Annotated in this window: 21 protein-coding genes and 1 tRNA gene; 9 read left to right on the forward strand and 13 right to left on the reverse strand. The window is 69.3% G+C overall.

Annotated features, from left to right (window positions below):
* The first annotated feature begins 50 nt into the window (after positions 1 to 50).
* Entirely contained in the window at positions 51 to 1,343 is a 1,293-nt protein-coding gene (locus tag AB0B45_RS40145; protein WP_358142239.1) for a polysaccharide biosynthesis C-terminal domain-containing protein, read from the forward strand.
* On the forward strand, positions 1,328 to 2,227 hold the full coding sequence (locus AB0B45_RS40150) for a sulfotransferase (RefSeq protein WP_358142242.1): 900 nt from the start codon (positions 1,328 to 1,330) through the stop codon (positions 2,225 to 2,227). Before AB0B45_RS40145 ends, AB0B45_RS40150 begins: the two co-directional genes overlap by 16 nt.
* A gap of 143 nt (positions 2,228 to 2,370) precedes the next feature.
* On the opposite strand, the gene AB0B45_RS40155 is transcribed toward AB0B45_RS40150, so the two are convergent.
* The 9 genes from AB0B45_RS40155 to AB0B45_RS40195 all read right to left on the reverse strand — a co-directional run bounded on the left by AB0B45_RS40155 (position 2,371) and on the right by AB0B45_RS40195 (position 11,108).
* Positions 2,371 to 3,282, reverse strand: a complete 912-nt coding sequence (locus AB0B45_RS40155; RefSeq protein WP_358142245.1) for a WecB/TagA/CpsF family glycosyltransferase — start codon at positions 3,280 to 3,282, stop codon at positions 2,371 to 2,373.
* Positions 3,279 to 4,199, reverse strand: a complete 921-nt coding sequence (locus tag AB0B45_RS40160) for a glycosyltransferase family 2 protein (RefSeq protein WP_358142248.1) — start codon at positions 4,197 to 4,199, stop codon at positions 3,279 to 3,281. Before AB0B45_RS40160 ends, AB0B45_RS40155 begins: the two co-directional genes overlap by 4 nt.
* Positions 4,196 to 5,074 (reverse strand): sulfotransferase, encoded by an 879-nt coding sequence (locus tag AB0B45_RS40165; RefSeq protein ID WP_358142392.1) that lies wholly within the window; start codon positions 5,072 to 5,074, stop codon positions 4,196 to 4,198. Before AB0B45_RS40165 ends, AB0B45_RS40160 begins: the two co-directional genes overlap by 4 nt.
* 242 nt (positions 5,075 to 5,316) lie before the next feature.
* Positions 5,317 to 6,573 (reverse strand): sulfate adenylyltransferase subunit CysN, encoded by a 1,257-nt coding sequence (gene cysN / locus AB0B45_RS40170; RefSeq protein WP_358142251.1) that lies wholly within the window; start codon positions 6,571 to 6,573, stop codon positions 5,317 to 5,319.
* A 52-nt stretch (positions 6,574 to 6,625) separates the two neighbouring features.
* The gene (gene cysD, locus AB0B45_RS40175; protein ID WP_358142254.1) at positions 6,626 to 7,540 is read right to left on the reverse strand and encodes a sulfate adenylyltransferase subunit CysD; all 915 of its coding nucleotides are present in this window, start codon (positions 7,538 to 7,540) and stop codon (positions 6,626 to 6,628) included.
* 17 nt (positions 7,541 to 7,557) lie between these two features.
* Complete coding sequence (locus tag AB0B45_RS40180; protein WP_358142256.1) at positions 7,558 to 8,322, reverse strand: 3'(2'),5'-bisphosphate nucleotidase CysQ; 765 nt, start codon at positions 8,320 to 8,322, stop codon at positions 7,558 to 7,560.
* On the reverse strand, positions 8,322 to 9,761 hold the full coding sequence (locus AB0B45_RS40185) for a sugar transferase (protein WP_358142259.1): 1,440 nt from the start codon (positions 9,759 to 9,761) through the stop codon (positions 8,322 to 8,324). The genes AB0B45_RS40180 and AB0B45_RS40185 overlap by 1 nt, the downstream gene beginning before the upstream one ends.
* A 70-nt stretch (positions 9,762 to 9,831) precedes the next feature.
* Entirely contained in the window at positions 9,832 to 10,416 is a 585-nt protein-coding gene (gene pth, locus AB0B45_RS40190) for an aminoacyl-tRNA hydrolase (RefSeq protein ID WP_358142262.1), read from the reverse strand.
* A 68-nt stretch (positions 10,417 to 10,484) separates the two neighbouring features.
* Positions 10,485 to 11,108, reverse strand: coding sequence for a 50S ribosomal protein L25/general stress protein Ctc (locus AB0B45_RS40195; protein WP_358142265.1), 624 nt, complete (start codon positions 11,106 to 11,108; stop codon positions 10,485 to 10,487).
* Positions 11,109 to 11,327: 219 nt separating this feature from the next.
* On the opposite strand from AB0B45_RS40195, the gene AB0B45_RS40200 reads away from it, so the two are divergent.
* The 3 genes from AB0B45_RS40200 (at position 11,328) to AB0B45_RS40210 (ending at position 14,114) form a co-directional block, all read left to right on the forward strand.
* Positions 11,328 to 12,269, forward strand: a complete 942-nt coding sequence (locus tag AB0B45_RS40200; protein ID WP_358142268.1) for a TIGR03619 family F420-dependent LLM class oxidoreductase — start codon at positions 11,328 to 11,330, stop codon at positions 12,267 to 12,269.
* A gap of 183 nt (positions 12,270 to 12,452) precedes the next feature.
* Positions 12,453 to 13,565 (forward strand): PP2C family protein-serine/threonine phosphatase, encoded by a 1,113-nt coding sequence (locus AB0B45_RS40205; RefSeq protein ID WP_358142270.1) that lies wholly within the window; start codon positions 12,453 to 12,455, stop codon positions 13,563 to 13,565.
* Positions 13,566 to 13,730: 165 nt separating this feature from the next.
* On the forward strand, positions 13,731 to 14,114 hold the full coding sequence (locus AB0B45_RS40210; protein WP_358142273.1) for a hypothetical protein: 384 nt from the start codon (positions 13,731 to 13,733) through the stop codon (positions 14,112 to 14,114).
* A gap of 589 nt (positions 14,115 to 14,703) precedes the next feature.
* Here the strand turns inward: AB0B45_RS40210 and AB0B45_RS40215 are convergent.
* The 3 genes from AB0B45_RS40215 to AB0B45_RS40225 all read right to left on the reverse strand — a co-directional run bounded on the left by AB0B45_RS40215 (position 14,704) and on the right by AB0B45_RS40225 (position 17,337).
* Entirely contained in the window at positions 14,704 to 15,681 is a 978-nt protein-coding gene (locus AB0B45_RS40215; protein WP_358142276.1) for a ribose-phosphate diphosphokinase, read from the reverse strand.
* The gene (gene glmU / locus AB0B45_RS40220) at positions 15,678 to 17,126 is read right to left on the reverse strand and encodes a bifunctional UDP-N-acetylglucosamine diphosphorylase/glucosamine-1-phosphate N-acetyltransferase GlmU (RefSeq protein WP_358142279.1); all 1,449 of its coding nucleotides are present in this window, start codon (positions 17,124 to 17,126) and stop codon (positions 15,678 to 15,680) included. Before glmU ends, AB0B45_RS40215 begins: the two co-directional genes overlap by 4 nt.
* A 139-nt stretch (positions 17,127 to 17,265) precedes the next feature.
* Positions 17,266 to 17,337 (reverse strand) — tRNA-Gln (locus AB0B45_RS40225).
* Positions 17,338 to 17,619: 282 nt separating this feature from the next.
* On the opposite strand from AB0B45_RS40225, the gene AB0B45_RS40230 reads away from it, so the two are divergent.
* The 4 genes from AB0B45_RS40230 to AB0B45_RS40245 are packed head-to-tail and all read left to right on the forward strand — an operon-like array spanning position 17,620 to position 22,391.
* Positions 17,620 to 18,558 (forward strand): acyl-CoA desaturase, encoded by a 939-nt coding sequence (locus AB0B45_RS40230; protein WP_358142282.1) that lies wholly within the window; start codon positions 17,620 to 17,622, stop codon positions 18,556 to 18,558.
* 55 nt (positions 18,559 to 18,613) lie between these two features.
* A complete protein-coding gene (locus tag AB0B45_RS40235) occupies positions 18,614 to 19,474 on the forward strand; it encodes a TetR/AcrR family transcriptional regulator (RefSeq protein WP_358142284.1) in 861 nt (286 codons plus the stop codon).
* Between the two features lie 54 nt (positions 19,475 to 19,528).
* Positions 19,529 to 21,589 (forward strand): RNA degradosome polyphosphate kinase, encoded by a 2,061-nt coding sequence (locus AB0B45_RS40240; RefSeq protein ID WP_358142287.1) that lies wholly within the window; start codon positions 19,529 to 19,531, stop codon positions 21,587 to 21,589.
* The gene (locus AB0B45_RS40245) at positions 21,582 to 22,391 is read left to right on the forward strand and encodes an NUDIX hydrolase (protein WP_358142290.1); all 810 of its coding nucleotides are present in this window, start codon (positions 21,582 to 21,584) and stop codon (positions 22,389 to 22,391) included. The genes AB0B45_RS40240 and AB0B45_RS40245 overlap by 8 nt, the downstream gene beginning before the upstream one ends.
* On the opposite strand, the gene AB0B45_RS40250 is transcribed toward AB0B45_RS40245, so the two are convergent.
* Positions 22,379 to 23,812, reverse strand: a complete 1,434-nt coding sequence (locus AB0B45_RS40250; protein ID WP_358142293.1) for a CYTH and CHAD domain-containing protein — start codon at positions 23,810 to 23,812, stop codon at positions 22,379 to 22,381. The genes AB0B45_RS40245 and AB0B45_RS40250 overlap by 13 nt on opposite strands.
* Positions 23,813 to 23,895 lie beyond the last annotated feature (83 nt).

Below are 23,895 nucleotides of genomic sequence, written 5' to 3' on the forward strand. Positions count from 1 at the left end.
GCCCTTCGGAGAGACGCGCGCGCCGTAGGTCCGGTGGGGTGATCGGGCGGGTGGCCATAGGGGGGATCGCGGGGATCACCGGAGCGGGGGTCGGCGCGGTAGCCCAGTTCCTCCTGGTCGTGGTGGTGACCAGGGCCTTCAGCGCCGACCAGGCGGGTGTCCTCTTCACCGCCATCGCGCTGGCCCTGATGGTCGCCGGCATCGCCAAGCTGGACGCGGGCAACGGCCTCATCTACTTCATCGCCCGAGCCAAGACCTACGACTACCGCGGCATATCCGGATATATCAGGGCAGCCGTCGCCCCCGGCACGGCGCTCTCCCTCGCGGCGAGCGCACTCCTCTACCCCAGTCTCGGCCCGCTCGCCCTCGCGCTCCCCTTCATCGTCGTCGCCGACGTGCTCCTCGCCGCCACCAGAGGGTTCGGCACGATGCGCCCGACCGTGCTGCTCGACGGCGTGCTGCTGCCCGTCGCGCAGCTGGTGCTGGTGGCGTCCGTGAGCTTGACCGCGCTGGCCGGTCTCCTCCCCGACGACCGCGCCGGTCACAACGGCCACGACGGCCAGGTCGCCGACCTGCTCGCCGCCGCGTGGGCCGCGCCGTACCTCCTGCTGGTGGTCCTGGCCGCGGTGAGCCTGCGCGGCCGGATGCCGCGCACGCCGTACCTTCCAGGCACGGGACGCGACCTGTGGCGTCACACCGCGCCGAGATCGGCCGCGGGTGCGATCCAGGCGGTGTTCCAGCGGCTCGACATCGTGATCGTCGCCCTGCTCGCAGGACCTGTCCAGGTGACCGTCTACACCGCGGCGACCAGGTTCAAGGTGGTCGGGCAGCTCGCGAACCAGGGTCTTTCCCAGGCCGCGCAGCCCCGCCTGGTGCGCGCGATGGCCGAGGGCGACCTGACGCGAGCCGGAGAGCTCTACCAGGTGACCACCATGTGGCTGGTGCTGCTGACCTGGCCGGTCTGGCTCGGCTACGCGCTGCTCGCGCCGTGGCTGCTACGCGTCTTCGGCACCGGCTACGGCGACGCGGTGCCCGTGGCGCTCGTACTGGCGGGAACGATGATGGTCGCCACGGCGTGCGGCATGGTCGACGTCGTCCTCACCTCGGCAGGGCACACCTCCTCCAGCCTCGCCAACCTGGTCGCGGCCGTCGGCTTCACGGTGATGCTCGACCTGGCGCTGATCCCCGCCCACGGGGCGCTGGGCGCGGCGCTCGGCTGGTCGGGCGGGACATTGCTGAAGAACCTGCTGCCGCTGTGGCAGCTCCACCAGCGTTACGGCCTGCGCCCCTTCGGCCGTCACAGCCTGACCGCCCTCCGGTTCCGCTCGTGGGCGACCGCGTGACGCCGATCCTCGTCACCGGCCTGCCCCGAAGCGGCACCAGCTGGGCGGGCAAGATGCTGTGCGCCTCGGGCGAGCTCGTCTACGTCAACGAGCCGCTCAACCCGCAACACCCGCCCGGCCGCTGCCCCGGCGTGCTGCGCGCCTCCGTCACGCACCGCTTCCAGTACATCTGCGACGACAACTCCGCAGACTGGCTACCGGCGTTCCGCGACACCGCGGCCCTCCGCTACGGCTTCCTGGCCGAGCTGCGCGCCAACCGCTCGCCGTACGACCTGGCCAGACTCGCGCGGTACGGCACCGCCTTCGCCTGGGGACGCCTCGCCGGACGGCGGGCGCTCCTCGACGACCCCTTCGCGGTGCTGTCGGCCGGCTGGTTCGCGCACCGGCTCGGCTGCAGGGTGATCGCGCTGGTGCGCGACCCCGTGTCGTTCGTCGGCTCGTGGACGCGGCTGGGCTGGACCGTCTACTTCCACGAGCTGCTCGAACAGCCCCTGCTCGTCCGCGACCATCCTGAGGTCGAGGAGCTGAGGGCGCTGGTCGGCTCGCAGGACCGCATCGCCAAGATCTGCGCGCTGTGGCGGGTCACCCGCACCGTCCTGGCCCGCACCGAGGGCATCACCGTGGTCTCGTACGAGGACCTCGCCGCCGCGCCCCTGCCCGGCTTCCGGAGACTCTACGAGGTGGCGGGACTGCGCTGGTCCCCCTCGGCCGAACGTCTCATCACCCGCGCCTGCACGGCCTCCGGTACGGCTGAACGCGGCTTCACATGGTCCGGCCTGTCACGCACCGCGTACCGCCCGATGGACTCCAGCCGAGCGCTCCACTCCTACCGCGACCGCCTGACCGACGACGAAATCGCCAAGATCCGCCACCTCACCACCTGAACAAACCCCCTGACCCGGCCGGCACCCAGCGCCTCAAGTTCGCGATCTCACCACCGGACCCGTGACACGAACCCGCGATCTTCTCGCCGGGCGACGCCATCGCCGGGGATCCGCCTGCTCGCCCACCGGCTGGATCGGCGACCTCACCGCCGGACGAGCAACGACCTGGCCATCAGCCGTACCGCGAAAGGAACGTCGTCGACCAGGTAGCGCCTGGCCAGCCGCCCTGGCTCGCTGGCCAGGCGGAACAGCCACTCGGCCCCGGCGCGCCGCATCCACGCCGGCGCCCTGGGCACCGACCCCGCCGCGAACGCGATCGCCGACCCGCACCCCACGAACCACGCGCTCGGCACATCAGCACGCAGCTCGGCGATCAGCCGGTCCTGCCTGGGGAAGCCGAGCCCCACGAAGACGACGCTCGGCCGGGCGGCGACGAGCCTGGCCCTGACCCTGTCCAGCTCCTCCGCGTTCTCCTCGAACCCGAACGGCGGAGCGTCCACCCCGCACACCTCCAGTCCGTGGTAGAGGCCCGCCAGCTCCCTCGCCGCCCTCGCCGCCACGCCAGGCGGACCGCCGAGCAGGTAGACGGACCGGCCGATGCCGGCCGCCATCGCGCTGAGCGACCAGATCAGGTCGGCGCCCGTCACCCGCTCCGGGATCGTGGTCCCGAGCAACTTGGACGCCCAGACCAGCGGCATCCCATCGGCGACCACCAGGTCGGCGGCGGCGACCAGCGCGCTGAGAGCGGGGTCCGTTGAGACCGCGTGGCAGATGTCGACGTTCGGGGTGACGATGTGGCCGCCCTTGCCCTGGTCGAGCGCGGCGGCCACCCACTCGACCACCTGGCGCTCGGTGAACGGATCCACCTCGATCCCCGCCACCCGCACCCTGGGAGGACGACCCTCCACCGGGTCGACGGCCGTCGCCGCCTCATGTGACGACTTGGACTCGCGCGCCCCACCGCCCACAGCCCGCCCCGGACCGCCGGAGTCCTCCCCGAAGGCGGAGGGGGCTGAGCCGGGGGTGGGTGGGTTGTGCGGGGGGGTGCCGCTCAAATTCCGTGGCCTCTGTCGTGGAGGAGGGCGAGTACCGCGGGAGCCGACACCAGCCCCGCCGCCACCGCCAGGGCGATCGGAGCGCGGGGTTCGCCGAGGCGGGCGGCGAAGGTGCGCAGCGCCCAGCGGCCCGCCTCCCTGCGCCGCCCCAGCGCCGCGTTGTGGAACGCGAGTTGGCCGTAGATCCGCGCCGCGCCGCGCGGATCCACGGCCAGTTCAGGGTGCCGGGCGAGCATCCACTCCAGCCCGGCGATGCGGTCGGCCCACTTGGCGACGTACTGGGACGCCCCCCAGCGGACCCTGACCAGCGGACGGTCGACGTGCGCGATCGGCTGCCGTTTGGCGGCGCGCAGCGCGAGGTCCCAGTCCTCGTTCTGGCCCGCGGGCGCGCTCTCGTCGACCCAGTAGGCGCCGCGCTTGAACAGGAACGTCGAGGAATGGACCATCACCATCCGCGAACACACCAGGTGGGCCTTGGTGACCTGGCTGACTCCCGCCAGCCTGGGGACGCGGCGGTTGCCGTACTCCACCTCGATGGAGCAGCTGGCGAAGTCGGCGCCGTCGGTGAGCGCGCCGCGCTGCGCGGCGAGCTTGCCCGGCAGCCAGACGTCGTCGTCGTCGCAGAAGGCGACCAGGTCGGTGTCGGCGGCGGCGATGCCGGTGTTGCGGGCGCCCGGCAGGCCGGGGCTGAGCCTGTTGGGCAGCACCCGCACCCTGTGGTGGTCGTCGGCGTGCGACCTGGGCGCGACGATGTCGGCCACCTGCTCGGCGACCGTGGCGGGGTCGCCACCGTCGACCACGATGACCAGGTCGATCCTGCCTGGATAGTCCTGGGCGAGCACCGCGCGCGTCGCCGCCCGCAGCTGCTCTGGCCGTCTGCCCGTGGTGGGGATCACCACGCCGACCGAAGGAGTCATGCCGCCGCTCCGCGATAGCCGTACTTGGTCATGAGAGGGGCCGTCAGGCCCGAGACGACGGCGCGCTGGACGGGTGGCAGCCCGCCGCGCCACGCGTCGTCGTGGAAGAGCCGCACCTGGCCGACCGCGAACCGCATGGGGTTGCCCGAGGCGGTGTGAGCGGGGCCGAGGCTCGCGGTCGTGCCGTCGAGGAAGCCGAGGCGGGCGTCGAGGCCCAGTTCGGCCGCGAGCGCGGTGAGGGTGGTGCGGGGATCGGCGAGCAGGTCCTCGTAGCGGACCCTGATCACCTGGACGCCCCGTCTGGGCAGCAGGTCGAGCGCGAGGTTCTGGGCGCTCCAGTGGAGTGAGGTGCGCATCGCGCCCCACCTGGTCATCGGTCGGCCGTCCTCGGGCCGGGCGACCGTTCTGCGCCACGAGTGGGCCACGGCGCGCGGATCGCGCACGACGTGGACCACCCGGGGGGACACGCCACCCGCCGACAGGCAGAACGCCAGGGAGGCGTGCTTGCTGGAGTCGACGACGACGGTGCCGCCGGCGACGTCCATGGCCGCGGAGTAGACGCGGTCGTAGGCGTTGACGTATTCGGCCAGGTCGGGGTGTCCGACCGCGGGGATGCGCCTGGTGCGGTCGACCCTGTGACGCAGCGCCAGCACCCGCTGGGCCAGCTCGCTCGGCCAGCCGCCGAAGGCGCGCTCGCCCACCTCGCGCCAGAACGGGCAGCGCCCGAACGGCTCGCCGCACCCGCACGGCTCGTCGGCCAGCACGCCGCGCGCCCAGAGATGGACGACCTCGCCGAGCGGCACGACGCCGGGCAGCTCGCCGAGGAGCCGCTCGAGCAGCGTGGTTCCGCTGCGGCCGAGGCCACCGAGAAAGATCACCCGGCTAGTCACTGGCACGCCTCCGGCGGTGCGACGGATACGGACCGTGGAGACGTTAGCGCGGAGAGTAATCAGAGCGTCAGCGAAACTTAAAGGATCTACCTAAGAGCAGCCGCCGTTTCAAGACCGCCCACATGCGAGAGCGCCGCGTGAAGGAACCACGCGGCGCTCAGGTCGTACGGCGGGCACGGCACGCCACAGGGCCCTCGGTCACACCGGGACCGCGAGCCCTTCGAGCGTCAGGCCCTGGCGTCGACGATCATTCCGGCGCCGACCGTCGTGTTGGTGCCCTCGTCGACGAGGATGAACCCGCCCGTCATCCGGTTGCGCGCGTAGTCGTCCACGAACAGCGGCTGGGTGACCCGCAGCGACACCCTCCCGATCTCGTTCAGCCCCAGCGAGGTCGCCGCCTCGTCGCGGTGCAGGGTGTTGACGTCGAGCCGGTAGTGCAGGTCGCGCACGAGCGCGCGCGCCGTACGCGTGGTGTGCTTGATGGTCAGCTTCGAGCGCGGCGCGAGCTTGGCCACGTCGGACATCCAGCAGACCATCGCCTCCAGCTCCTGCGCGACGTGCGGCCGGTTGTTCGGCCTGCAGATCAGGTCGCCACGGGAGATGTCGATGTCGTCCTCCAGCCGGAGGGTGACCGACATGGGAGCGAAGGCCTCCTCGACGGGCCCGTCGAAGGTGTCGATCGAGGCGATCCGCGTGGTCAGGCCCGAGGGCAGGTGGAGCACCTCGTCACCGGGCTTGAGGACGCCGCCCGCGACCTGCCCCGCATAGCCGCGGTAGTCGTGGAACTCGGTCTTGTGCGGGCGGATGACGTACTGCACGGGGAAGCGCACGTCGACCAGGTTGCGGTCGGAGGCGATGTGCACGTTCTCCAGGTGGTGCAGCAGCGAGGAGCCCTGGTACCAGGGCATGTTCTCCGACCTGGAGACCACGTTGTCGCCGTTGAGCGCGGAGATCGGGATGAAGGTCAGGTCGGCCACGTTCAGCTTGGAGGCGAACGCGGTGAACTCCTCGCGGATCTCCTCGAACCGCTCCTCGGAGTACTCGACCAGGTCCATCTTGTTCACCGCGAGGACCAGGTGGGGGACCCGCAGCAGCGATGTCAGGAACGCGTGACGGCGCGACTGCTCCAGCACGCCCTTGCGCGCGTCGATCAGGATGATCGCCAGGTCGGCGGTGGAGGCGCCGGTGACCATGTTCCGCGTGTACTGGATGTGGCCAGGGGTGTCGGCGATGATGAACTTCCGCCGGGGCGTCGCGAAGTAGCGGTAGGCCACGTCGATCGTGATGCCCTGCTCCCGCTCGGCGCGCAGGCCGTCGGTGAGCAGCGACAGGTCGGTGTACTCGGTGCCGCGGTCGCGCGAGGTGCGCTCGACCGCCTCGAGCTGGTCCTCGAAGATGGCCTTGGAGTCGAAGAGCAGGCGCCCGATGAGGGTGGACTTGCCGTCGTCGACGCTTCCCGCCGTGGCAAAGCGAAGGATGTCCATTACAGCTGCTCTCCCGTGGTGGTACGGCTTGCGAGGGGAAGGCGGGGGCCCATTAGAAGTAGCCCTCCCTCTTGCGGTCTTCCATCGCGGCCTCGGAGGCCCTGTCGTCGGCCCTGGTGGCACCGCGCTCGGTGATCCTGGTGGCCGCGATCTCCTCGATGATCTCCTCGACCGTGGCGGCCGTGGACTGGACGGCGCCCGTGCAGGTCATGTCGCCGACCGTGCGGTAGCGGACGACCGTCTCGAACAGCGGCTCGTCGTCGCCCCTGCTGACCACCGCGGCGTCGGGCAGCAGCATGCCGTCGCGCTCGAACACCTTGCGGGTGTGCGCGTAGTAGATCGAGGGGATCTCGATGTCCTCGCGGCGGATGTAGTCCCAGATGTCGAGCTCTGTCCAGTTGGACAGCGGGAACACCCGGATGTGCTCGCCCTTGCGGATCCGCGAGTTGTAGAGGTTCCACAGCTCGGGTCGCTGGTTCTTCGGGTCCCACTGGCCGAACTCGTCGCGGAAGGAGAACACGCGCTCCTTGGCGCGGGCCTTCTCCTCGTCGCGGCGCGCGCCGCCGAAGACCGCGTCGAACTCGTTGTCCTCGATCGCGTCGAGCAGCGTCGTGGTCTGCAGGCGGTTGCGGGAGGCACGCCGTCCGGTCTCCTCGGTGACGCGTCCCGCGTCGATGGAGTCCTGGACGCTGGCCACCACCAGGCGCGCGCCGAGCTCCTCTGCCCGCCGGTCGCGGAAGTCGATGACCTCGGGGAAGTTGTGCCCCGTGTCGACGTGCATCAGCGGGAACGGGATCATCGCGGGCCAGAACGCCTTCTCCGCGATGCGGAGCATGACGATGGAGTCCTTGCCACCGGAGAAGAGCAGACAGGGCCGCTCGAACTCCGCGGCCACCTCGCGCATGATGTGGATGGCCTCGGCCTCTAGGACGTCGAGCTGCGACGTCGTGTAGTCGCGCTGAAGCATGGGGGCTTCCTCCGGCATTAGCGGTGCAGGTCGCGGATCCCGGCGAGCAACGTTGGCGCCAGCTCCGGTAGGGAAACAAGGATATCCGGAAGAGTGGGGTCCTCCTGGTTGTAGGCCAGCTCAGAGCCGTCGATTCGGCTCGCGAAAGCCCCAGAGGCCTGCGCGACAGCCACCGGCGCCGCGGAATCCCACTCATACTGCCCGCCCGCGTGGACGTACGCCTCCACCTCGCCGGTCAAAACCGCGGAGATCTTCGCTCCGGCCGAACCGATCGGCACGAGGTCGGCGCCCGCGAGGTAGGCGAGCTTCTGGACGAACTCGGGCGGTCTGGTACGGCTGACCGCGATACGGAACCGGCCGCCCTGGTAAGGGGGCAGCTTGGGCGGCTCGCCCGTCGACAGCGTGCGGCCCTGAGCGGGCAGCGCCACCGCTCCGGCGACCAGGGCGCCACGCTCCCAGAGCGCCACGTGGACCGCCCAGTCCTCGCGGCCCTCCTCGGCGAACTCCCTGGTGCCGTCGAGCGGGTCGACGATCCACACCCGGTCCGCCGCACGCCTCGCGGGGTCCTCGCGCTCCTCGCGGGTGGCCTCCTCCGACAGCACGCCGTCGCTGGGCCGCAGCCGGGCCAGGGCCTCGGTGAGGAAGACGTGGGACATCCTGTCGCCCTCGGCCCGGAGCGCGGGCGGGTGCGCGAACCCCTCGCGGGCGCGCAACGCGAGCAGACGTTCTCCCGCCTCCGTCGCCAGGTCCGAGGCGAGGGAATGGTCGTCGCGAATCGTCATCAATAAGCTCCTTGCCCGCGGGCGACGGCCGACCAAGTCTTCCACAGGATCTGCAGATCAAGCATGAGTGACCAGTTCTCGACGTAACGCAAGTCGAGGCGGACGGATTCCTCCCACGACAGATCTGACCTGCCGGAAACCTGCCACAGCCCCGTCAGCCCCGGGCGCACCAGCAGTCGCCGGCGGACGTCGTCGCCGTACCTGGCGACCTCCTCGGGCAGCGGCGGGCGGGGACCGACGAGCGACATGTGACCCAGCAGCACATTGACCAGCTGAGGGAGCTCGTCCAGGGAATGACGGCGCATCAGCGCGCCGAGGGCGGTGACACGTGGATCGTTCCTGACCTTGAACAGCAGGCCGTCGGCGTCGCTGACCAGCTCGACCTTCAGCCGCTCCGCGTCCTGCCGCATCGTGCGGAACTTCACGATCGTGAACAGCTTGCCGTCCCTGCCGACGCGCGTCTGCCTGAACAGCGCGGGCCCTGGACTGTCCAGCCGTACGGCGACCGCCACCGTCAGCAGCAGTGGCGCGCCGAGCACCAGCAGCAGCAGCGCCACCAGCCTGTCGAACACGTTCTTCACCAGCTGCCGCGCGCCCGCCAGCTCGGGGTGCTCCACGTGCAGCAGCGGCAGCCCCGCGGCGGCCCTGATCGTCGTGCGCGGGCCCGCCACCTCCATCAGCGCGGGCGCCACGACCAGCTCGGTGTGCGTCCTCTCGAGCCGCCACGCCAGGCGGCGCAGGGCCACGCCGTCCATCTCCTGGCAGGCCAGGACCGCCACCGTGTCGGCGCCCAGCTGGGCGACCACCAGCGGCACGTCGCCGAAGCCGCCCGCCACGGGCACGCCGCCGACCTCCTTCTCAGGAGAGTCTTCGGGCAGGCACGCGGCCACGATCTCCATGCCGTGGTAGCGCTCCTTGCGGAACCTGCTCACCAGCTCGGCGACACCCGCGGCGTGGCCGACGGCCACCACCCTGCGCATGCACTGCCCCGCCGCCCTGCGCCTGTGCAGGGTGCGGCGCAGGCCGTACCGGAAGAGCACGGTCAGCAGTGTCGTCAACGGCAGCGCCAGCACGACGTAGCCGCGCGCCACCTCGGTCTTGGTCGCGTAGGCGCAGATCGCCATCGCCGCGGTCAGTGCCAGGCCGCACCTGACGACCCTGCGGAACTCCTCCGAGCCGATGCCGATGAGGCGCGGCTCGTAGGCCCTGTTGAGCGCCACCGCGCACACCCAGACGGGCGGCAGCGCGAGGCTCAGCACGATGTACGGCGCGGCGTGGGGCGTCAGCCCGCCGAACCTGGCGGAGAAGGCGAGCATCGCCCCCGCCACCGCGCACGACAGATCCACCCACAGCGCCTGCGCGCGGTAGGAACGCACCCATCCGGGCATGCGAGGGCTCGCCCGCCAGACAAGCGGCGGCTCGACCTTCGCGACCGTCATCAGCCCCCCTGACCAATCTCAACAGACAGTCATGGAATGGTAGCGGGGGGTAGCCGTGCGTGACCGGAATTCAGCGAGGCGGACCGGAGATCTTCAGATCGACGCTGTGGAAAGCGTTCTGCGTCGCCTCCAGGCCCTTCTCCATCAGGGACTCCACCACGTCCGCCGCCCTGTCGACCAGGAACGCCAGGTCCTTGCGCTCCGCGGTGCCGAAGTCCTTCAGCACGAAAGCGGCGGCGTCCATGCGTCCCGGCGGGCGGCCGATGCCGAACCGCACCCTCAGATAGTCGCGGGTGCCCAGCACCTTGGTGATCGACTTCAGCCCGTTGTGCCCGTTGTCGCCACCGCCGAACTTGGCCCGCAGCGCGCCGTACGGAATGTCCAGCTCGTCGTGGACGACGATCACCCGCTCAGGGGTGATCTTGTAGAAGTCGGCGAGCAGCTTCGTGGGGCCGCCCGACAGGTTCATGTACGTCTGCGGCTTGGCCAGCACCGCGCCCCTGGTCTCCAGGACGTGCGCGCGGCTCTTGTGCGCCTTGAACTTGCCGCCCGCCCTCGCGGCCAGCTCGTCCAGCACCATGAAGCCCGCGTTGTGCCTGTTGCCCTCGTACTCGGACCCAGGGTTGCCCAGGCCGACGATCAGCCAGCGATCCATCGCTCCTCCATGCAGAAACGGGGCGAGCTGGGCGGTGCCCGGCTCGCCCCGTTCCGGGCTCTGGCTACTTACTCGGCGGCCTCAGCGGACTCGCCCTCGGCGGAAGCCGCGGCGGTCTCGCCCTCAGCGGCCTCCTCGCCCTCGGCGGGAGCCTCGGTCGGCCTGGCGATGACCTGGACGATCACGGTCTCGGGGTCGGCGGCCAGGGTCGTGCCCTCCGGCAGCTTCAGGTCGCCGGCGGTGATCGAGGCACCGACCTCGAGACCCTCGACGCTGACCTCGACGCCGGTCGGGATGTGGGTGGCCTCGGCCTCGACCGCGATGCTCATGGCCTGCTGATCGAACAGACCCTCGGAGTTGACGTCACCGGTCGTGGTGACGGGGATCTCGACCGTGACCTTCTCGCCGCGCTTGACCAGCAGCAGGTCGACGTGCTCGACGAAACCCTTGATGGGGTCGCGCTGGACGCCCTTGGGCAGCGCCAGCTCGTCCACGCCGTCGCCCTGGAGGCGGATCAGGACGTTGGCGGTGCGCAGCGCGAGCAGGACCTCGTGACCGGGAAGCGTGAGGTGCTTGGGGTCGATGCCGTGCCCGTAGAGAACGGCGGGCACCTTGTCGGCGCGACGGATCTTGCGGGCGGCGCCCTTGCCGAACTCGGTGCGGGCTTCGGCGGCGATACGTACTTCGGACACGACATCTCCTAGGGATGCATGGGAAGACCGGATACTGCGTTCCCCCTCACCCGCCCTAGCGGAAGGCGTTACGAACGCAACCTGAGTAGTCTACCCGCTCCCTTCCCTCCCCCGGCCCGCTCGCGCCTTCGCCGGTGGCGTGCGCACGTTGCCTTGACACTGGCGACAAGGTTCTAGCGTGGCCGCGACGGGCGGGTGAGCCGGCGCGCCATGCACGGCGTGCCGCACGCGCCGGCCGACGGCCGCGTCGCCGGGGGCGGCACGCGCGTCGGCGCGACCGAAGGGATGAGGATGAAGTTCGGGATCAGCTACAACACGGCCTACTACGGCGTCGACCCCGACAAGATGATGGCCTTTGCCCAGCATGCGGAGGATTGCGGCTTCGAGTCGCTCTACGTGCCCGAGCACATCGTGCTGTATCCGGGCGCCACGGTCGGACCCGTCGAGTTGCCGCCCTCGCTGCCGTTCGCCGATCCGCTCGATTGCCTGAGCTTCATCGCCGCGGCCACCCGGCGGATTCTGCTCGGGACGGGCGTGCTGCTGCTGCCGTACCACCATCCGGTGGTCCTGGCCAAGCGCCTGGCGACCGTCGACGTGCTGTCGAAGGGGCGGATGCGGCTGCTGACGGTGGGGCTCGGCAGTCTCCCTGGTGAGGCCCGAGCGGTGGGAGTCGACTTCGGGTCGCGCGGCCGTCGCGCCGACGAGGCGATCGACGTGATGCGACTGCTCTGGGCCGGCGGCGAGGACGGCGTGAGCTTCGAAGGGGAGTTCTTCACCTTCGACGACCTGTGCAGCTTCCCCAAGCCCCTTGGGGTCGCACACCTGCCGATCCACGTCGGCGGATCGAGCCGGGCGGCCGCGCGCCGCGCCGGACGGCGGGGCGACGGCTACTTCCCCGGTGGCGCGCTCGACCCGGCCGAGCGTGCCGTCCAGATGGAGCTTGCCCGGTCGGCCGCCATCGAGGCGGGCCGTGACCCGGAGACGCTGGAGTACACGCGATGGGGGTCGATCGGCATGTCCGCCGAACGCGTCGAGGCCTTCGCCGCGCAGGGAGTGACCCGCGTCGTCGTCAGCCCGACCACGACCGAACTCGACTGGCAACGCGATGAGATGTCCTCCTTCGCCCAGCGGTTCGCCCTCCTCGACCCGCTCCCCCGTTAGTCCTGCGCGCCCGCCCGGTACGGCGGGCGCGCCGCACATCGGCGGCCGCCGCCCCGATGAGGCCCGCCGAGCCGTCCCACCACCCGCGGAGATGATCCATTCCGTCGGCGAGCGCACAGGAGGGCGGATTCGTGCGCCTCCCCGCGCGTCCCCATGCGACGATGCGGGCGAAGGAGGCCCACGATGTCTGTGCTGGAAGCCGTCCGTCGCGTCTGGTCACCCGGCGACAAGGTGATGGAGTTCTCCACAGGAGAGGGGCTCCCGCCCGCGGCCGGCACCTACACCGCTCCATCTTTGGATCTTGGAAGGCACCGGCTCCTGCTCATCGCGCTCACCCTGGCGGCCCTGGCCATCGGGCCGCTCGCCGCGACGTTCGGCACCGCGTGGGCACCGCCGATCATGCTGGCGCCGATCGTCCTCACCGGTGGGCTGCTGCTTCGCCTTCCCGCCATCGCCGTCGTCCTGGCCGCCTCGGCGGTCTCCGCCGTCGCCTCCCTGACGGTCACGCTCGAACTCGCGCAACTGGCCGTGCTAATGGTGGTGGCCGTCCTGGCCGTGTCGCTGGGCTACGCCCGCGCGAGCGTCGGCATCTACGGCCTGCGCGGCGACCACGCCCTGATCGAGCTGAAGAGCCAGCTCAAGGCGATCAACCAGATTCCGCCGTTACCGCGTCGCTGGGGCCGCAAGGTCGCACTCCAAGCCGCGCCTGGCGCGCTGTTCGGCGGTGACTTCCTCGTCTCCCGCCTGGAGGACTCCCGCCTGCAGCTCGCCCTCGTCGATGTCTCCGGCAAGGGCAACGACGCCGCCGCGCACGCGCTGATGCTGGCGGGCACCTTCGGCGGGCTGCTGGCCTCCGTGCCGGCCGAGCGCTTCCTGCCCGCCTGCAACGAGTACCTCCTCCGCCGGGGCGAAGAACGCCTCGTCACGGCCGTCCATCTCGATCTCGATCTGACCACCGGCGCCTACACCATTGCCTGCGCCGGGCATCCGCCCGCGGCTCAGTACTTCGGGGGCAGCGGCACCTGGCAGCCGTCGACCGCCGTCGGCATCGCGCTCGGCGTCATCGACCACGTCAGATGGCCCACGGTGGAGGGCGCGCTCAGCAAGGGGGACGCGCTCATGTTGTTCACCAACGGTTTGTGGGGGCCGCGCGCGGACCCCGATACGGGCCTCGATCGGATCCTCGGCGAGGCCCACTCCCTGGTCAGGGAGGGCTTCACCGAAACCGCCACGCTCGTGAAGAGCGTCCGCAACCGTGAGGACGACTCCGCGCTCGTACTCATCTGGCGCACCTGAGCCTCCGGCGTCCGTTGTGGGCCGCCGCCCCGCGCCGTCGGGCGCCCCTTCCCCTGCCCCGAGGCCCTTCTGCCCCCGAGCCAGGTGACCGTCCCGGCCAAGGACCTGGCCGGGACGGTTTGGTCTGCTGCGCGCCGAGGACGGCGCAACCCACGGTCGCGGTGTGTGAAAGATCTCGACAAACCTGCGAGAGCCGACGGACCACTGGAGGTCGCGGCATCACGCTGGGCGACGCATCAGCCTCTGTTGCGCGAAGACCTGGGGACGGCCACGATCGTCGCCTTGTATCCGTTCTGGCTCACGCTTTCCAAGGTGATCGTCCAATCGCCGATCACCACGGACGTGCCTCTCCTCACGGACTTCTTCTCAGTGCCCAACGCGATCGAGATCGAGTCATCGGTGAAGTCGCTGATGACCAGGCGTGCCTTGACGTTGTCGGCCCCCAGCGTGATGACCTGGGTGGGCGCGCCGGACACCACCACCGTGCAGGTGCCGTTGGAGCACCTGCTGGACTGGGACCTGGACTGGCGCGTGGACGGAGGGGTGTAGGTGGCGGTGGGCGCGGGAGTGACGGTCGTCGTGACGGTCGCCGTGGGCTTGGGGGTATGCGTGGAGGTGTAGGTGTGCGTAGAGGTGTAGGTGGCAGTGGGAGTGCTGGTGGGACTGGGACTGGCAGTGCTGGTGGAGGTAGGGATGTGCTTGGGCGTGTGTGCGGGTTGACGCTCGGACATGAACTTGGCCGCGGACATGGACGCGATATCAGTGCCGCATGCGGTCAGGCCGCCCACCACCGAAGTCGCGGCCACTACGCCGACCCAAAGCAGTCGAAGACTCATGATTCATCCTCATAAGTACGAAAGGACCCATAGCGAGGTCCTTTTTGTGAGGCGGTGGGCGTGCTGATCACATCTCCACCGCTTGACTACGAAGAGTTATGATACATGCACATACTGTGACGTTCGGCTTGAGCTGGTCGAATGCACGGAAGGCCTCGGCAAACTCACTCAGGGCACCAGGGCATCACAGCGTCACGGCGCCCGGCAGCCGAACCGATGAGAGTGTCGTGGAGAGGGATCCCGAAAAGAACGGCCCGGGCCCCCACGTGTGAAGGGGCTCGGGCCGAAGGACGTGCGGTTGCTCAGGTGTTGCCCTCGAACAGGCTGGTGACCGACCCGTCGCTGAACACCTCGGTGATGGCCCGAGCGATGAGCGGCGCGATCGACAGCACGGTCAGCTTGTCGAACCTCTTCTCCTCCGACAGCGGCAACGTGTTCGTCACGATCACCTCGGCGATGCGCGAGTTCTTCAACCGGTCCACCGCCGGGTCGGAGAACACCGCGTGGGTGGCCGCCACGATGACGTTCGTGGCCCCCTGGTCGTACAGCGCGTCAGCCGCCTTGCAGATGGTGCCCGCCGTGTCGATCATGTCGTCGATGAGCACGCAGGTGCGCCCGCGTACCTTTCCGACCACCTCGTTGACCTTCACGGAGTTCGCCACGTCGAGGTCGCGCCGCTTGTGGATGAACGCCATGGGGGTGCCGAGCGTGTCCGCCCACCGCTCCGACAGCCGGACGCGACCGGTGTCGGGCGAGACGATGGTGGTGTTGGCCAGGTCGAGCTTGTCCTTGAGGTAGCTCTCCAGGACCGGCATCGCGAACAGGTGGTCGACGGGCCCGTCGAAGAAGCCCTGGATCTGCGAGGTGTGCAGGTCGATCGACATGAGCCGGTCGGCGCCCGCCGTCTTGAAGATGTCGGCCATCAGCCGCGCGGTGATCGGCTCGCGGCCACGGCCCTTCTTGTCCTGCCGCGCGTAGCCGAAGAACGGCATGACCACGGTGATGCGCTTGGCGGAGGCCCGCTTGAGCGCGTCGACCATGATGAGCTGTTCCATGATCCACTTGTTGATCGGCCCGGTGTGGCTCTGGATCACGAAGGCGTCGCACCCGCGTACCGACTCCAGGTAGCGCGCGTAGATCTCACCGTTGGCGAAGTCGATCAGCTTCGTCGGCGTGAGCGAGACCCCGACGTTCCTGGCGACCTCTTCGGCCAGCTCAGGATAGGCCCGGCCAGAAAAGAGCATCAGCTCCTTGGACCCCGGCTGTTTGATGCTCGTCACGTGCCACTCTCCCGCTCTTGCTCGGCAAGCGCCCTTTCGGCCGCCGCTGCCGACTTCGTGCCCGCGCGCCTGCGCAAGACCCATTTCTCGATGTTGCGCTGCCGCGCTCTTGCCACGCCGATCGCCCCTGGTGGGACGTCGTCGGTGATGACCGATCCGGCCGCCGTGTAGGCGCCGTCGTTGACGGTCACCGGAGCGACCAGCATGGTGTCGCACCCCACGAAGACGCCGTCTCCGATGGTGGTGTGGTGTTTGTCTACCCCGTCGTAGTTGACGAAGACGGCGGACGCCCCGATGTTGACGTCCTCGCCGATCGTCGCGTCGCCCACGTAGGTCAGGTGCGGCACCTTGGACCGCGCCCCGACCTTCGAGTTCTTCACTTCGACGTAGGTCCCCGCCTTGGCCTTGTGACCCAGCTCGGCGCCGGGGCGCAGGTAGGCGTACGGTCCGACGGAGGCTTCGGGCCCGATGACCGCGCTGTCGCACACGGCGTTGCGCACGACGGCGCCCGCTCCGACGGTGGTGTCGGTCAGTGTGGAGGCGGGGCCGATCTGCGCGCCCGCCCCGACGGCGGTGCTGCCGTGGAGCTGCGTGCCGGGGTGGATGACGACGTCGGTCTCGAGCGTGACCTGGACGTCGACGAAGGTGCTCGCGGGGTCGATGACGGTCACGCCGGCCCGCATGTGCGTTTCGAGGATGCGCTGGTTCAGCACCTTGCGGGCGAAAGCGAGCTGCACCCTGTCGTTGACGCCTTCGACCTCAACGTAGTCGGCGGCGATGTGCGCCCCGACCCTGTGCCCGTCCTCCCTGAGGATGGACAGCACGTCGGTGAGGTACTCCTCGCCTTGCGCGTTGTCCGTCGACACCCGCTTGACTGCGTCGGCGAGCAGGAGGCCGTCGAAGGCGTAGACGCCGGAGTTCATCTCCTTGATGGCACGCTGCGCCTGGCTGGCGTCCTTGTCTTCGACGATCTCGAGGACGGCGCCGGTGCCGTCACGAATGATCCGTCCGTATCCGGTCGGATCGGGCACCTCCGCGGTCAGCACGGTGACCGCGTTGCCGTCGGCCGCGTGGGCTTCCAGCAGCCTGCCGAGGGTCTCGGCGCGCAGCAGCGGCGTGTCGCCGTAGGTGACGAGCACCGTGCCCGCGATGGTGCCCACCTCTTCGAGCACGGTGCGTACGGCGTGGCCCGTGCCGCGCTGCTCGCGCTGCACGACCGCCCGCGCGTCGGGGCTGGTCTGGGCGAGGTGGCCGCCGACCCGCTCTTTCGCGTGGCCGATGACGACGATGAGCCGCTCGGGTTCGAGCTCTCGCGAGGCGGCGAGCATGTGGTCGACCAGCGTGCGGCCGCACAGCTCATGGAGGACTTTGGGGGTCTGGCTCTTCATCCGGGTGCCCTCGCCTGCGGCGAGGACGATGACTGCTGCCGGGCGCGGCACACTCACGGACTGAGGCTCCCTGTGACGAGGCGGATCAGGGCGTGGTACGGCTACCGCACCGCTACCCTCCCGACACCGTGAGGATACCTTCCCGCCCTCAATGCCTCTCTAGCTACCCGGCCTATGGCCGTATGGCACCCCAGAGCTCCCGGAAGAGGACTCGAACCCCTACAAAGTGGACCAAAACCACTTGTCCTGCCGATTAGACGATCCGGGATGATCCGGACACTCGCGTGTCGCGGCTAGTCATACGATACCGACGTCCGCGTCGCTCACGCGCCCGCATTTCATCTCGCGGACGGGGTAGAGCTCCAGGCAGTCAGCCGAGCACTTATACCAGTGCCTGTTGGTTCTCGCAAGACACGGAACCCACTCAGCAATCCCTGGAGACCGTCACCTTCCACATATTCGCTTCTGGGTGATTCCTAACTTACGCTGACGTAGGTTACGGTTCCGTAGCCCGGACATTCATCCTCATACCTGCTGTGAGAGGTAGCCCATGACCGTCCTTGCCGACCGACCGGCGCCCGGTCCCAAGCCAGACGTGGATCCCGAACCCAAGACCAGGGTGGAGATGATCATCTTCGGTCTCGTCGTGGGCCTCCCCCTGGTCGCGATCGCCGCCGCCGTGCCGTTCGCGTGGGGCTGGGGCCTGGGGTGGACCGACATCGCGATCGCGTTCGTCTTCTACATCGTCTCGGGGCTGGGCGTGACCGTCGGCCTTCACCGCTACTTCACACACGGTTCCTTCAAGGCCAAGCGCCCGATGAAGATCGCGCTGGGTATCGCGGGGAGCCTGTCGCTGGAGATGTCGGTCCTCGACTGGGTCGCCACGCACCGCAAGCACCACAAGTTCTCCGACAAGGAGGGCGACCCGCACTCGCCGTGGCGCTTCGGCCCCGGCTTCAAGTCGCTGTCCAAGGGCCTGCTCTACGCGCACATGGGGTGGCTGTTCGAGAGCGAGCGCACCAACAGGGAGAAGTACGCCCCCGACCTGTACAAGGATCCGGACGTCATCAAGCTCCACAAGTGGTTCGGCGCGCTGGCCGTCACCTCGATCTTCCTTCCCGCGCTCCTCGGCGGACTGCTGACCTGGTCGTGGCAGGGCGCGGTGACCGCGTTCTTCTGGGGCTCGCTGGTGCGCATCGGCCTGCTGCACCACGTGACGTGGTCGATCAACTCGATCTGTCACGTGTTCGGCGACGAGGCCTTCGAGGTGCGCGACAAGTCGCGCAACGTGTGGTGGCTGGCCCTCCCCTCGTTCGGCGAGTCGTGGCACAACCTGCACCACTCCGACCCGACCTGCGCCCGTCACGGGGCGCTGAAGGGGCAGATCGACCTGAGCGCGGGCCTGATCCGGATCTTCGAGCGGCTCGGCTGGGTCCACGACGTACGGTGGCCGACTCCCGAGCGCCTGGCGGCGAAGCGCATTGGGTAGTGCCGATACCACCACGGTGCCCGGTCATCGACCGGGCACCGTCATGATGGAACCTGTGACCACCGAATCCCGATCCCGCAGACGCATGACAGGAAGAGAACGAAGAGAGCAGCTGATCACCATCAGCCGCGCGCTGTTCGCCGAGAAGGGGTTCGACGGCACCTCCATCGAGGAGATCGCCGCCACCGCACAGGTGTCCAAGCCCGTGGTGTACGAACACTTCGGCGGCAAGGAGGGCGTCTACGCGGTGGTGGTGGATCGCGAGATGCAGAAACTGCTCGGCATGATCACCGCGGCGCTGGCTGCGTCGCACTCGCTGATCAAGCTGGAGCGGGCGGCGCTGGCGCTGCTGCAGTACATCGAGGAGAGCAGCGAGGGCTTCCGCATCCTGGTGCGCGACTCGCACGCCGCTTCGGGCACGGGCACGTTCGCGAGCCTGATCAGCGAGATCGCCAGCCAGGTCGAGGACGTGCTTGCCGACGAGTTCAAGGGCAGGGGCTATGACCCCAAGCTCGCGCCGATGTACGCGCAGATGCTGGTCGGCATGGTGGCGCTGACCGGTCAGTGGTGGCTCGACGTGCGCAGACCCGGCCGCGAGGAGGTCGCCGCGCATCTGGTCAACCTGGCATGGAACGGCCTGACGGGCCTCAACCCGATGCCGCAGATCACCGCGACGAGCAAGGGCCTCGAGCTCGCCCCCGTGCCCGCGCTGACCAGGCCGACCGAGAAGGAGCTCAAGGAGGCCCAGAAGGCCAGGGCCAGGGAGCTCAAGGAGGCCGAGAAGGCCAGGGAGCGCGAGCTGAAGGAGCGCGAGCGGCTGCTGCGCGACGCGGAGAAGGCCAAGGAGCGCGAGGACAAGCTGCGCCAGCGTGAGGCAAGGTTGGCCGAACGTGCGGCAAAACTCGAACAAGAGTGAGTCGTTGAGGCGAAGTTAACGCTTTGTTCAATCTGGTTGGGCATATTACGTAATATGTCCGTCGAGGTCCTGCATCCTGACAATGATCTGCCCCTGCCTCAGGAGCGGTTCCTCAACCGTGAGGAAAGCTGGCTCCAGTTCAACGAGCGCGTGCTCGAGCTGGCCGAAGACCCCTCCCTCCCCCTTCTCGAACGTGTGCGCTTCCTGGCGATCTTCGCGAGCAACCTCGACGAGTTCTTCCGGGTGCGGGTGGCCGGGCTCAAGCGGCGGATGGCGACGGGGCTGCTGCTGCGTACCAAGAGCGGCCTCAAGCCGCGCGAAGAGCTGGCCCGCATAGGGACGATCGCGGACGACCTGGCCAAGCGCCACGCCGCGCTCTTCCACAAGCAGATCTGCCCGCAGCTGGCGAGCGAGGGCATCGAGATCGTCCGGTGGGACGACCTCGGCCGCGAGGAGCGCACCGAGCTGCGCAAGCTGTTCAGAGAGCGCATCCGTCCCGTTCTGACGCCCTTGGCCGTCGATCCGGCTCACCCGTTCCCGTACATCTCGGGCCTGAGCCTCAACCTGGCCGTCGTCGTGCGGAACCCGTCGACGGACCACACGGTCTTCGCCAGGGTCAAGGTGCCTTCCCAGCTCCCCCGCTTCGTGACCGCCTCCAAGAACAGGTTCGTCCCGCTGGAGGACGTGATCGCGGCCCACCTCGGGCAGCTGTTCAAGGGCATGGAGATTCTCCAGCACCACGCCTTCAGGGTGACCCGCAACGAGGATCTCGACGTCGACGAGGACGTCACGGAGAACCTCATGAAGGCGCTGGAGAAGGAGCTGCTCAAGCGCAGGTTCGGCCCGGCGGTCCGGCTCGAGGTCGAGGACACGATCACGCCCGAGGTGCTCGAGCTGCTGGTCGACGAGCTGGACGTGGCCCCGCACGAGATCTACGAGATCAACGGCCCACTCGACCTGACGGGCCTGCACGCCATCGCCGACCTGGACAGGGGCGATCTGAGCTTCCGCCCGTTCGTCCCCTCCGAGGCCATCCACGCCGAGGACGACATCTTCGGAGTCCTTCGTGAGCGCGACGTGCTGCTGCACCACCCCTACGACTCCTTCGCCACCAGCGTGCAGCGCTTCATCGAGCAGGCGGCGGAGGACCCGAGCGTTCTGGCGATCAAGCAGACCCTCTACCGCACCAGCGGCGACTCCCCGATCGTGAACGCGCTGATCGACGCGGCCGAGGCGGGCAAGCAGGTCGTGGTGGTCGTGGAGATCAAGGCCCGCTTCGACGAGCACGCGAACATCTCGTGGGCGCGCAAGCTGGAGAAGGCGGGCTGCCACGTGGTCTACGGCGTGCTCGGGCTGAAGACGCACTGCAAGCTCGCGCTGGTCGTACGGCAGGAGGCCTCGGGCGAGCTGCGCCGCTACTGCCACATCGGCACCGGCAACTACAACCCGAAGACCGCCCGGCACTACGAGGACTTCGGCCTGCTCACCGCCGATCCGCTGGTCGGCGAGGACGTGACCGACCTGTTCATCCACCTGACCGGGTACTCCAACCACTCGGCGTACCGCAGGCTGCTCGTCGCGCCGCACTCGCTGAGGGGCGGGCTGCTGGCCAGGATCGAGCGGGAGATCGCCCACCAGCAGGCGGGCCGTCCCGCGAGAATCCGGATCAAGACGAACTCGCTGGTGGACGAGCAGTTGATCGACGCCCTCTACCGGGCGTCCCGTGCGGGAGTGCCGGTGGACCTGTGGGTCCGAGGTATCTGCGCGCTTCGTCCGGGCATTCCCGGGCTGAGCGAGAACATCCGCGTCCGTTCGGTTCTCGGGCGCTTCCTCGAGCATTCCCGCGTCTACGAGTTCGGGCTGGGCAGGCGGCCCGAGATCTGGATCGGCAGCGCCGACCTGATGCGCCGCAACCTCGACCGCAGGGTGGAGGCGCTGGTGAAGGTCACCGGCCAGCCGCACAGGGCCTACCTGATCGAGCTGCTCGACCGAGGGATGGCCGAGACCACGAACAGCTGGTGGCTGAACTCCGACGGCACGTGGAGCCGCCACCAGGGCGAGGACCTGCAGAGTCACATCCTGGGAACCAGGCGCTGGAGAACCGTTGATGACTAACCCCATCAGAGCCGCAGGCGCGGTCGTCTGGCGAGGGGACGAGGTCGCCCTCGTCCACCGGCCCGCCTACGACGACTGGACCTTCCCCAAGGGCAAGCTGCTGCAGGGCGAGCACGTGATCGCCGCCGCCCTGCGCGAGGTGCGGGAGGAGACGGGGCTCACCGTGCTCCTCGGCCGCGCCCTGCCTCCCGTCCACTACCTGAGCAAGGGTCGGTTGAAGCGGGTCGACTACTGGACGGCCCGTGCCGTTTCGGGAGAGTTCGCCCCGGGGTCCGAGGTGGACGAGATGGTCTGGCTGCCCATCGAGGAGGCTCGGGCGCGCCTGACGTACGAGTGGGACGCGGGCCTGCTGCGCGCCGTCACGGCCGCGCCGCTGGAGACCACCCCGTCGATCCTGGTACGGCACGGCAGCGCCGGCTCACGCCAGAAGTGGAAGGGCGACGACGACCTGCGCCCGCTCGACGACGAGGGCGAGGCCCAGGCGCGCACGCTGGCCACGGTGCTGCCCGCCTACCGTCCCGCGGCCATGCTCAGCTCGCCGAGCAGGCGGTGCGTGCAGACGCTGCCCGACACCGACATCCAGCTCGAACCGCTGCTGAGCGAGCCCGGCTACGACCCTGACAAGACGGCCGAGCTCGTGCGCGAGCACGAAGGCCCCATCGCCGTGTGCAGTCACGGCAAGGTGCTCCCTCCGCTGATCTCCGAGCTCAGCGGCGTACGGGTGCATCTGCGCAAGGGCGCGTTCGCCGTTGTCCACCGCGCGGGCGAACAGGTCGTCAGCGTCGAGCGCTACTGCGCCTGAACCTTCGCCCACACGGTGGGGAAATCCGCCTGCGCGCGGTCGGCCGTGGCTCGCTCGATGCCGACGAGGACGCCGTAGGTGAAGGTGTCCTCACCGGCCTGCCGTGCGCCCTCCGCCTCCTTGGCGAGCGTTTCCTGGGCGATCACGCCGTCCTGATGCAGTCCGAGCACGTCCTGGATGGATTCGGCGCGCTCGGCCAAGGTGTCCATCCCGAGCGCCTCAGCGGTGTATCGAGCGCGTTTGGCCGCCTTGCGCACGTCGTGCATGGCGATTTCGCGCCGCTCCTCGTCCGGGATGGCCTGGGCGGTGTCGTACGCCTTCGTCACCCGCCGCCAGTTCTTGTCGGCGACGTCGGCGAGCGTGGGGTCGGCGGGCTTCTTCGCCGCCTTGCCGAGTGACGGCTTGGCGACCAGGTCGTCGAGGGCGTCGAGCAGCGCGTAGTAGCGCTCGCCGCCGAGCGCCTCTCTGATCCTGACGTACGCCTCGTCCTCGCGGGCGCCGAGGTCGTCGCCGAGCCGTACCTGGATGGGGCCCACCACCAGCTCCGGCGACAGGTTCTTCAGGTGACGGGCGAACCTCGCCCTGGTGACCTCCAGGTCGCGGGCCTCTCCGAGCAGGACGCCGAGCCATTTCAGCTCGTCCTGCGTCCGCTCGGTGTCGCGCACGACGCTCTTGAACGCCTTGAGCGCGCTGCGCAGCCTGCGGCAGGCGACGCGCATCTGGTGGACCGCGTCCTCCTCTGCCCTGCGGGTGCGCGGGTCCTGTGACAGCAGCGCCTGCACCTGCCCGGCCAGGTAGTCGATGACGACCTCGCCCGCGGTGCCGCCGCCGATCCGGGCGCGTGCCGGCGGGGACGGCTTCAGCAGCCTGGCCAGCTTGCTGCCTGATCCAGCTGGTACGGCTCCCGCCTTGCGCAGCCGCTTGCCGACCTTGGCCAGCAGTTGCGGGTCGCCGTGTTCGAGCAGCTCGGCTTCGACCTCGCGCCAGCGCTCGACCTGCGGCGTGTCGCCGAGCACGGTGCCCTTGACCCTGTCGTCGGCCACTTCGACCAGCCCCGACAGCACCCGCACGCTCCTGCGGGTCTCCAGCTCGGCCACGGCAGCCAGCCCCGCGCCGCGCGTGTATGCCTGGACGAGTTCGGTCAGCTCCTGGGGGACGTGCTTCGTGCTTCGGGTGAGCGGGAGCTGGATCTCCTGGCGGACGCCCTTCGCCTTGGGCAGCTTGAGATGCCAGCCCGCGTCCGCGCCGCCTCTGCGCCTGCGCAGCGTGATGCCCCTGGCGGCGAGCCGGAGGTCGGGGGTGTCGTAGTAGAGCGCCACGAGCTGGTAGCTCCGCGGTCCGAGGACCTCGCCGAGTTTGCCCAGGTCAGGGATTTCGTAGTCGTCCGGAACGTCGAATTTGTCTTCGATCTCGATGCCCACCGCACCTCGCAAGTGTCGAATTGCGGACAATAATGCCACTGCGCGATGAACAGGAGAAGTCCGGACGGATTCTCGCCCGTCAG

The sequence above is a fragment of the Nonomuraea sp. NPDC049152 genome (assembly GCF_040648355.1).
Lineage (GTDB): Bacteria > Actinomycetota > Actinomycetes > Streptosporangiales > Streptosporangiaceae > Nonomuraea.

What these genes read in the sequence shown, in the direction of transcription:
- AB0B45_RS40160 (WP_358142248.1), bottom strand. Translation starts at nt 4,199, where the DNA reads ATGACTCCTTCGGTCGGCGTGGTGATCCCCACCACGGGCAGACGGCCA.
- cysN (WP_358142251.1), bottom strand. Translation starts at nt 6,573, where the DNA reads ATGGACATCCTTCGCTTTGCCACGGCGGGAAGCGTCGACGACGGCAAG.
- cysD (WP_358142254.1), bottom strand. Translation starts at nt 7,540, where the DNA reads ATGCTTCAGCGCGACTACACGACGTCGCAGCTCGACGTCCTAGAGGCC.
- AB0B45_RS40180 (WP_358142256.1), bottom strand. Translation starts at nt 8,322, where the DNA reads ATGACGATTCGCGACGACCATTCCCTCGCCTCGGACCTGGCGACGGAG.
- AB0B45_RS40185 (WP_358142259.1), bottom strand. Translation starts at nt 9,761, where the DNA reads ATGACGGTCGCGAAGGTCGAGCCGCCGCTTGTCTGGCGGGCGAGCCCT.
- pth (WP_358142262.1), bottom strand. Translation starts at nt 10,416, where the DNA reads ATGGATCGCTGGCTGATCGTCGGCCTGGGCAACCCTGGGTCCGAGTAC.
- AB0B45_RS40205 (WP_358142270.1), top strand. Translation starts at nt 12,453, where the DNA reads ATGTCTGTGCTGGAAGCCGTCCGTCGCGTCTGGTCACCCGGCGACAAG.
- AB0B45_RS40230 (WP_358142282.1), top strand. Translation starts at nt 17,620, where the DNA reads ATGACCGTCCTTGCCGACCGACCGGCGCCCGGTCCCAAGCCAGACGTG.
- AB0B45_RS40240 (WP_358142287.1), top strand. Translation starts at nt 19,529, where the DNA reads ATGTCCGTCGAGGTCCTGCATCCTGACAATGATCTGCCCCTGCCTCAG.
- AB0B45_RS40245 (WP_358142290.1), top strand. Translation starts at nt 21,582, where the DNA reads ATGACTAACCCCATCAGAGCCGCAGGCGCGGTCGTCTGGCGAGGGGAC.